The 7,111-nt window shown below is 61.4% G+C and carries 8 protein-coding genes; 3 read left to right on the forward strand and 5 right to left on the reverse strand.

Features of this window, described 5'->3' with window-relative positions; translation table 11 throughout:
• Window positions 1–28 precede the first annotated feature (28 nt).
• Entirely contained in the window at window positions 29–1,360 is a 1,332-nt protein-coding gene (locus tag NKH50_RS21915) for a dihydroorotase (protein ID WP_352705393.1), read from the forward strand.
• 33 nt (window positions 1,361–1,393) lie between these two features.
• Here NKH50_RS21915 and NKH50_RS21920 read toward each other — a convergent pair whose 3' ends face one another.
• From NKH50_RS21920 to NKH50_RS21935, 4 genes are all read right to left on the reverse strand, one after another.
• Complete coding sequence (locus NKH50_RS21920) at window positions 1,394–2,197, reverse strand: hypothetical protein (protein ID WP_352705391.1); 804 nt, start codon at window positions 2,195–2,197, stop codon at window positions 1,394–1,396.
• 80 nt (window positions 2,198–2,277) lie between these two features.
• Entirely contained in the window at window positions 2,278–2,535 is a 258-nt protein-coding gene (locus NKH50_RS21925) for a hypothetical protein (protein WP_008874920.1), read from the reverse strand.
• A 373-nt stretch (window positions 2,536–2,908) separates the two neighbouring features.
• Window positions 2,909–3,286 (reverse strand): TIGR02301 family protein, encoded by a 378-nt coding sequence (locus NKH50_RS21930; RefSeq protein WP_023677748.1) that lies wholly within the window; start codon window positions 3,284–3,286, stop codon window positions 2,909–2,911.
• A gap of 48 nt (window positions 3,287–3,334) precedes the next feature.
• Entirely contained in the window at window positions 3,335–3,760 is a 426-nt protein-coding gene (locus NKH50_RS21935) for an NUDIX hydrolase (RefSeq protein ID WP_352689570.1), read from the reverse strand.
• A gap of 121 nt (window positions 3,761–3,881) precedes the next feature.
• Here NKH50_RS21935 and NKH50_RS21940 point away from each other — a divergent pair, with 121 nt between their 5' ends.
• The gene (locus tag NKH50_RS21940; protein ID WP_352705441.1) at window positions 3,882–4,643 is read left to right on the forward strand and encodes an SOS response-associated peptidase; all 762 of its coding nucleotides are present in this window, start codon (window positions 3,882–3,884) and stop codon (window positions 4,641–4,643) included.
• A 57-nt stretch (window positions 4,644–4,700) separates the two neighbouring features.
• Here NKH50_RS21940 and NKH50_RS21945 read toward each other — a convergent pair whose 3' ends face one another.
• A complete protein-coding gene (locus NKH50_RS21945) occupies window positions 4,701–4,850 on the reverse strand; it encodes a hypothetical protein (protein ID WP_254820210.1) in 150 nt (49 codons plus the stop codon).
• 418 nt (window positions 4,851–5,268) lie between these two features.
• On the opposite strand from NKH50_RS21945, the gene cysS reads away from it, so the two are divergent.
• Window positions 5,269–6,801, forward strand: a complete 1,533-nt coding sequence (cysS, locus tag NKH50_RS21950; RefSeq protein WP_352705389.1) for a cysteine--tRNA ligase — start codon at window positions 5,269–5,271, stop codon at window positions 6,799–6,801.
• Window positions 6,802–7,111: the final 310 nt, after the last annotated feature.

Below are 7,111 nucleotides of genomic sequence, written 5' to 3' on the forward strand. Positions count from 1 at the left end.
CACTTCCCCCGCAAGAGACCGGATCCGCATGGCCCCCCTATACGATCTCATCCTGACAGGCGGCACCGTGGTCAATCACGACGGCGAGGGTTTTCGCGACGTCGGTATCAATGGTGGGCGCATCGCTGCCATCGGCGACCTCCGCCAGGCATCGGCGGGCGAGACGATCGACTGCCACGGGCTGCATATCCTGCCGGGCGTCGTCGACAGTCAGGTGCATTTCCGCGAGCCGGGACTGGAGCACAAGGAAGATTTGGAGACGGGCTCCCGGGCAGCGGTGCTTGGCGGCGTCACCGCCGTCTTCGAGATGCCGAACACCAATCCGCTGACCACCAGCGAGGCAACCCTTGTCGACAAGGTGCGGCGTGCCACCGGCCGCATGCATTGCGACTTTGCCTTCTGGGTCGGCGGGACCCGCGACAATGCAAAAGACGTTGGCAATCTCGAGCGGCTGCCGGGTGCGGCCGGCATAAAAGTGTTCATGGGCTCGTCCACCGGCGACCTGCTGGTCGAGGACGACGAAGGCGTTGCCTCGATCCTGAGGAACACACGCCGCCGCGCCGCCTTTCACTCCGAGGACGAGTTCCGGCTGCGCGAGCGGCTTGGCGAGCGCATCGCGGGCGATCCGTCCTCACATCCGGTGTGGCGCGACGAGATCGCTGCATTGCGCTGCACAGAGCGCCTTGTGCGCATCGCGCGCCAGGTTCGCGCCCGGATCCACGTGCTGCACATCTCGACCGCCGAGGAGATAGGCTTCCTCGAACAGCACAAGGATGTCGCGACCTGCGAGGCGACGCCGCATCATTTGACGCTGAGCGCCGATGACTATGCGCAGCTCGGTACGTTGATCCAGATGAACCCGCCGGTGCGCGCCACGCGTCATCGCGAGGGGATCTGGCAGGGCATTGCGCAAGGCGTTGTCGATGTCCTCGGCTCAGACCATGCGCCGCACACGCTGGCCGAGAAGGCAAAACCTTATCCGGCGTCGCCGTCCGGCATGACCGGGGTGCAGACTTTGGTGCCGATCATGCTGGACCATGTCAACGCCGGCCGGCTGACGCTGCAGCGCTTTGTCGACCTGACCAGCCACGGCCCGCAGCGTATTTTCGGCATCGCCAGGAAAGGCCGTATTGCCGCCGGCTACGATGCCGATCTGACCATCGTCGATCTGAAGCGCCGAGAGACCATCGCCAACGCCCAGCAAGGCTCCAAGGCCGGCTGGACGCCTTATGACGGCAGGCAGGTGACCGGCTGGCCGGTCGGCACCATCGTTCGGGGCCGGCGCGTGATGTGGGAAGGCGAGATCGTCGCGCCGAGCCAGGGCAGGGCGGTGGAGTTTTGCGAGGCGTTGGCGGGCTAAGCTCCCTGCCTCATAAGGGCCAGGCTAAACCACTCAATCCCCAGCAACGAAGAACGTCCATTGTCCGGTCGGCGTGATGCCGACTCGGTAGAAGATGTACGCACCGAACTGCTTCATATCGTCATAGTCGCTGGCGGTGACGATCTTGAACAGCTCGACCCGCTGCCTGGTATCGAGTTTGTCCAGCGGCAGGGCGAAGAAATAGGGCCAGACATAGAGATCCTGCGGCGTGCCGGCGTCGACATGGACATAACCGGCACTGAGCACCTCTTCCAGGATGGCGAGGATCTCCTGGCCTTCCGTATCGCCCGAAAGGCCCTTCAGGAAGGCGATCGGGTCGCCCTCGATGTCACCCAGCGACAATTGGGTCATCATGTCTCCCGTGCCGATCAGCGGCCGAAGCTTTTCGATGTCGCCGCTTTTGCACGCCTCGACGATCAGATCGTGCATGCGCCTGACCGGTTCCGGCAACTTGGCCAGGTCGTAGACGACTTCGGGCACAGGCGCGTCCGGATCGACATGCGGATTGGCCATCCCGCCATCGTCCGTTGGCCCTTTCGGTTCGGTTTGCTCTGGCTCCTCGGACGGAGTCGGCTGGCGGGCTGGAGGTGGTACCGTGCCGAGTGGGCCGGGCATCGGGACGGTACTTCCAGACGGCGACATGTCGCCGTCCGGCGGCGGCGTGACCGGCGAGGGCAGGTCTTCGCGTTTGATCTCGCTGAGGGCGTGAGCGGGACTGCTCGCAAGAAACAGTGCAAGGGGAATTGTGGCGCAGGAAGCAGTAAGCCAAATGCCGAGGACCAGGCCGCGTGGCTTGCCTGATATCGAAAAATTCACCGCCTGCTACTCCCTGGTTCCAGCCCATCCATGTGCCCGGACATGATGTCCGGCGGCGCGCCGTCGTCAAAGAACCGGGATCAGTGCCGCAGTCTTTCGGGCTCGAAGGCCCCGGCAATCACCTTTTCACGCATGCGATCGAGCAGGGCAAGCGCCGAGGTCTCGCCATTGGCGCGCAGCATTTCGCCGAATGCCGTTTCGAGGGCTGCCTCGGCGATGATTTCCGGCTCGATCCCCGCCGACAATCCTTCTGCCCAGGCTTCGCTGTGGCTTTCCACGGCAGTCAGGCGCTTTTCTTCCCTGACCAGCGCGTCGATGTCGTTGACGCCATGTTCCATTGCGATGTCCACCCTTTCAAGCGGTGATCCGTTGGACAGGGATCAAGCTTGAGTTGTCCCTTTTACACGCAGGCGCAAGTAAGTATCTGTAAATGCGACATTTTTTTGGTCGTTGTCTACAAATTCCGTCGCGTCCAGCAAACTTGCATCCGATCCGTTTCAAACTTAGCCGATTAGGTCGGCCAAGGGGACGGAAACCTTCAGTTTGAGTTAATTTCACATCTGCGCGCTAACGTTTCGTTAACATAGTTGCAAAAGTGCAACATTAGGTTTGCACCAAGACCTCAGTCGAGGCAAGCGGAGAAGTGTCGAACGCGTCCGCCGCGACGGCGCCGACCATTGATGCGGCTTTTCCGGAAAGCGGCTGCCGTCGTCAGTTTCCGTAGCGCGAAGCGATGTCGCGAGACAGCGTCTCGCCTTCCTTCATGTAGCGGCTGATGGCTTCCGTCGCCGAGGCCGTGCATTGCGTATAAGTGCCGCCGAACGACCGGTAGCCGCGGTTGAAGCTGGCGATGAAGCGGGCGCGCCGCTCCGGGTTCGGATTTTCCGATGCGATCAGTTTTTCCATCTCGGCTCGCCACCGATCGCCCTTCTCGCCACACAGATTACGCAGGAAATGCAGCGAGCCGAGCACTTCCGCCAGCCGCATCAGCCCGGGCTCGAACGGTGCTTCGGCGGCAATCGCCGGGCGCGCACCGACAACCACACTGACGGCGAGGCATGCGGCGAGAAACGAAGACGTGCGGCTCATGAGGCTTTGTGCTGGAACAATTTGTCGCCTGCAAGGCGATTCTCTGGCTCACGTCTCGCCGTCTTTTTTGGGACCGAGTAGATCGTCGGCAATTTCAAGCACTGCATCGGCGAGCGGCATCGCCATCATTTCGGCCAGCGTATAGAAAGCCGCGGTTTCGGCGTCGTCGCTGGCAACCGCCTCGCCGCCGGCATAATCGGCCCCAAACACCGTCAGCCAGTAGTCGACCGGATGTCCGTCTCCGCTGCCGTCGATGTGGATTTCCCGTAGCGGCCGGTAGCTGCGCGCCTGCAATCCGGTCTCTTCCAGCAATTCGCGCCGTGCTGCCTGTTCCAGCGTCTCGCCGGCTTCGACCTTGCCGCCGGGAAAGGCATAGAGGCCTTGCGAGGGCGGCCTGGCCCGCTTGACCAGCAGCACCGTGTTCTCGCGCACGACGCAGGCCGAGACTGCCGGAATGATCTTGCGTGCTTCCATGACTCCGGATCGCTCGATTGGCACAGCCCGTTGTGGACCGACCGTCGGCGAACAGCTTTAGCGGTTGCGAAAGGCAGGTTCCATGGCCACTTTCATACGCCACCAATCGAAAGCTGAATTCATGTGCGGACGCTTTGCTTTGACAGCCACTCCGGACCAGACCGCCGCCTTTCTCGGCCTGGCGGAACTTGAGGAGTTTCCGGCCCGCTACAATATCGCGCCGACGCAGCCGGTGCTGATGGCGCTCGCCGGATTGACGCAGGCGCCGGGCTCGAACCTGCCCGACCGCCGCTCGATTCTGGTGCGCTGGGGCCTGATCCCTGCTTGGGTGAAGGATACGCGTAACTTCCCGCTGCTGTTCAACGCGCGTTCCGAGGGGGCTTCGGAAAAGGCGTCGTTTCGCGCTGCCATGCGCCATCGCCGCGCCCTGGTGCCGGCTTCGGGATTCTACGAATGGCACCAAACCGGTGGCAGAAGAGGGCAGCCCTATTGGGTGCGGCCAAGACAGGGCGGGCTTGTCGCCTTCGCCGGGCTGATTGAGACCTATGCCGAGCCGGGCGGTTCGGAAATGGACACCGGCGCCATTCTGACCGCCCACGCCAATGCCGATACTGCCCATATCCACGACCGCATGCCGGTAGTGATCCATCCCGAGGATTTCGCACGCTGGCTGGATTGCCGCACGCTCGAGCCGCGCGACGTGGCCGATCTGCTGAGACCTGCCCAGCCCGATTTCTTCGAAGCGATCCCGGTTTCCGACCTCGTCAATAAGGTCGCCAATACCGGGTCGGAGATTCAGGAGAAGGGCGTCATCGAGCCTGAGCCCGAGAAGGTCAAGCGCCAGAAGTCCGGCGCGAACGACAGTCAGATGAGTTTATTTTAGCAAAAGCTACTGTTACTGGTTCGCCGTGAGCGCCTCAATCTTCACCCGACCGCATTCTCAGGCAGCGCGCGGCGAGACGATCTTCTGTGCCGGCTTCTTCTTCTTCGCGGTGTGCAGAAGAGCGGCGACGATTGCTGCCGGGCCGATCGCTCGGTAATAGCTGGCGAGCGCCGGTTGCTTGGCACGGCTGGGTTCCTGCTTGGGCATTCTTCTCTTCCCTAGTAACGTCTTCGTGTCTGCGTTTGCTGGCCGAATCCGACCAAATCGTGACGCTTGCTGATCTAGCCGGCGAATGTTTCATGACAGTGCCGACATGTTTAATAAAATGTTTCAGTGCCGCATTTCCTGTGATCCAACGATATTTTTGGCGAAGGTAGCGACTTGACGGCAACACCGGGCAAGGCGATAAAGCCGGCCATGAAAACGCCTTTCGCCATTTGTGGCATTTGCATTATCGGCTAGCCTCGCGCTGGTCCTGGACGTTTTCGCCTCATCTCCTCCAAGATTGGACAAACGCCCCGGCCAGCAGGCTGGAGCCCGATTTGCGCCTCGGCGTAACTGGCTTCATCCAGAGCACGATCCCAAAGATCATGCTCAACCAAAGTAACGCACCGGGAACGCACGTATGTCTGACGCATCGAAGAGCCTGCGCCTCTACAACACGCTAACGCGGAGCAAGGAGGATTTCTTCCCGATCGATCCGCGCAACGTGCGCATGTATGTCTGCGGCCCGACGGTCTATGACTTCGCCCATATCGGCAATGCGCGGCCGGTGATCGTCTTCGACGTGCTGTTCCGTTTGCTACGCCATCTCTACGGGCAAGCGCACGTCACTTACGTCCGCAACATTACGGACGTCGACGACAAGATCAACGCTCGCGCGCTGCGCGATTTCGGCGGCGAAATTGCATCGGGCAAGCTGTCGCTGAACGAAGCGATCAGGCGGGTCACCGAAAAGACCGCCGGTCAGTTCCACAAGGACGTTGCGGCGCTCGGTTGCCTGGAACCGACGGTCGAGCCGCGCGCCACCGAGTTCGTCGAGCCCAGGCCCGACGGCAAAGTCGACATGATCTTCTTGATTCAACGCTTGATCGAACGCGGCCATGCCTATGTCGCGGCTGGAGAAGTCTTGTTCGACACCGCTTCCATGCCGGATTATGGGCAGTTGTCGAAGCGCAATCTCGATGAGCAGCAGGCCGGCGCCCGCGTCGCCGTCGATGCGCACAAGAAGAACCCACAGGATTTCGTGCTGTGGAAATTGTCGTCGCCCGAGGAGCCGGGCTGGGACAGCCCGTGGGGCAGGGGTCGGCCGGGCTGGCACATCGAGTGCTCGGCGATGTCGGCCGCCTATCTCGGCGAGGTGTTCGACATCCATGGCGGTGGTCTCGACCTGATCTTTCCGCACCACGAGAACGAGATCGCGCAATCGCGTTGCGCCCACGGCACCGAAACGATGGCCAAGATTTGGATGCACAACGGTTTCCTGCAGGTCGAAGGTCAGAAGATGTCCAAGAGCCTGGGCAATTTCTATTCGATCACAGAATTGCTGGAGACGGATACCTTTGGCGGCCGCAAATGGCCGGGCGAGGTGCTCAGGCTGGCGATGCTGATGACGCATTATCGCGAGCCGATCGACTTTTCCGTGCGCAAGCTGGAAGAGGCGGAAAGGCTGCTTACGAAACTCTACCGTCGATTTGATGAAATCTGGCCCGTGAACCCAATCACACCGGAACCTCGAATATTGGAGCATCTGCTCGACGATTTGCAGACATACGATGCGTTCCGCACCGCTTCTTCATCTGCGTACGGGGCTGGGGATGATGCGGGCCGAGTCTTGGCTGGTCTAAAACTTCTGGGTCTTATGCAGCACACCCCAGATGAATTCTTACGTGGCGTCCCAGCTGTGACTGAGACGAAGGCCGTCGCCCACGCAAGCATTCAGGAGGAGGACGACACCCTCGACGCATACGGCTCTGTTGGTCCCACCAAGGATCGTATCAGAGCGCGTATAGACGAAAGACTCGGTCTTATTCGCGAAAAGAACTGGGCCGAGGCCGACCGCATCCGCGAGGAGCTTCTGGCGCAAGGCGTGCAATTGAAGGACGGAAAGGACCCGGTCACCGGCGCCCGCATCACCACCTGGGAGGTAAAGCGGTGAGGGTGGAGGTCGAAATGTGTGCAAGGCTGGCGAAGGCTTTTGTGATGGCCGATCTCCCCCCTTGCGGGGGAGATGTCCGGCAGGACAGAGGGGGGTGGGAAGGATCGCCGACTTTCGACGTAACCCATTCGCACCCCGGAACCTGCTTGAGGGCGTGGCTGCCATCGGTTGACAGGCCGGAGGGACAGTACCCCCCTCTGTCCTGCCGGACATCTCCCCCGCAAGGGGGGAGATTGGCTGTCGTCGATGATTTCGCCAATCGCGAAGGCGAGGGTGCTTGATGGGTCACGACCTCGTTCCATCGCGTCGG

The organism is Mesorhizobium sp. M1027 (assembly GCF_040318745.1).
GTDB lineage: Bacteria > Pseudomonadota > Alphaproteobacteria > Rhizobiales > Rhizobiaceae > Mesorhizobium.

What these genes read in the sequence shown, in the direction of transcription:
- NKH50_RS21930 (WP_023677748.1), bottom strand. Translation starts at nt 3,286, where the DNA reads ATGAGCCGCACGTCTTCGTTTCTCGCCGCATGCCTCGCCGTCAGTGTG.
- cysS (WP_352705389.1), top strand. Translation starts at nt 5,269, where the DNA reads ATGTCTGACGCATCGAAGAGCCTGCGCCTCTACAACACGCTAACGCGG.
- NKH50_RS21915 (WP_352705393.1), top strand. Translation starts at nt 29, where the DNA reads ATGGCCCCCCTATACGATCTCATCCTGACAGGCGGCACCGTGGTCAAT.
- NKH50_RS21935 (WP_352689570.1), bottom strand. Translation starts at nt 3,760, where the DNA reads ATGGAAGCACGCAAGATCATTCCGGCAGTCTCGGCCTGCGTCGTGCGC.
- NKH50_RS21945 (WP_254820210.1), bottom strand. Translation starts at nt 4,850, where the DNA reads ATGCCCAAGCAGGAACCCAGCCGTGCCAAGCAACCGGCGCTCGCCAGC.
- NKH50_RS21925 (WP_008874920.1), bottom strand. Translation starts at nt 2,535, where the DNA reads ATGGAACATGGCGTCAACGACATCGACGCGCTGGTCAGGGAAGAAAAG.
- NKH50_RS21940 (WP_352705441.1), top strand. Translation starts at nt 3,882, where the DNA reads ATGTGCGGACGCTTTGCTTTGACAGCCACTCCGGACCAGACCGCCGCC.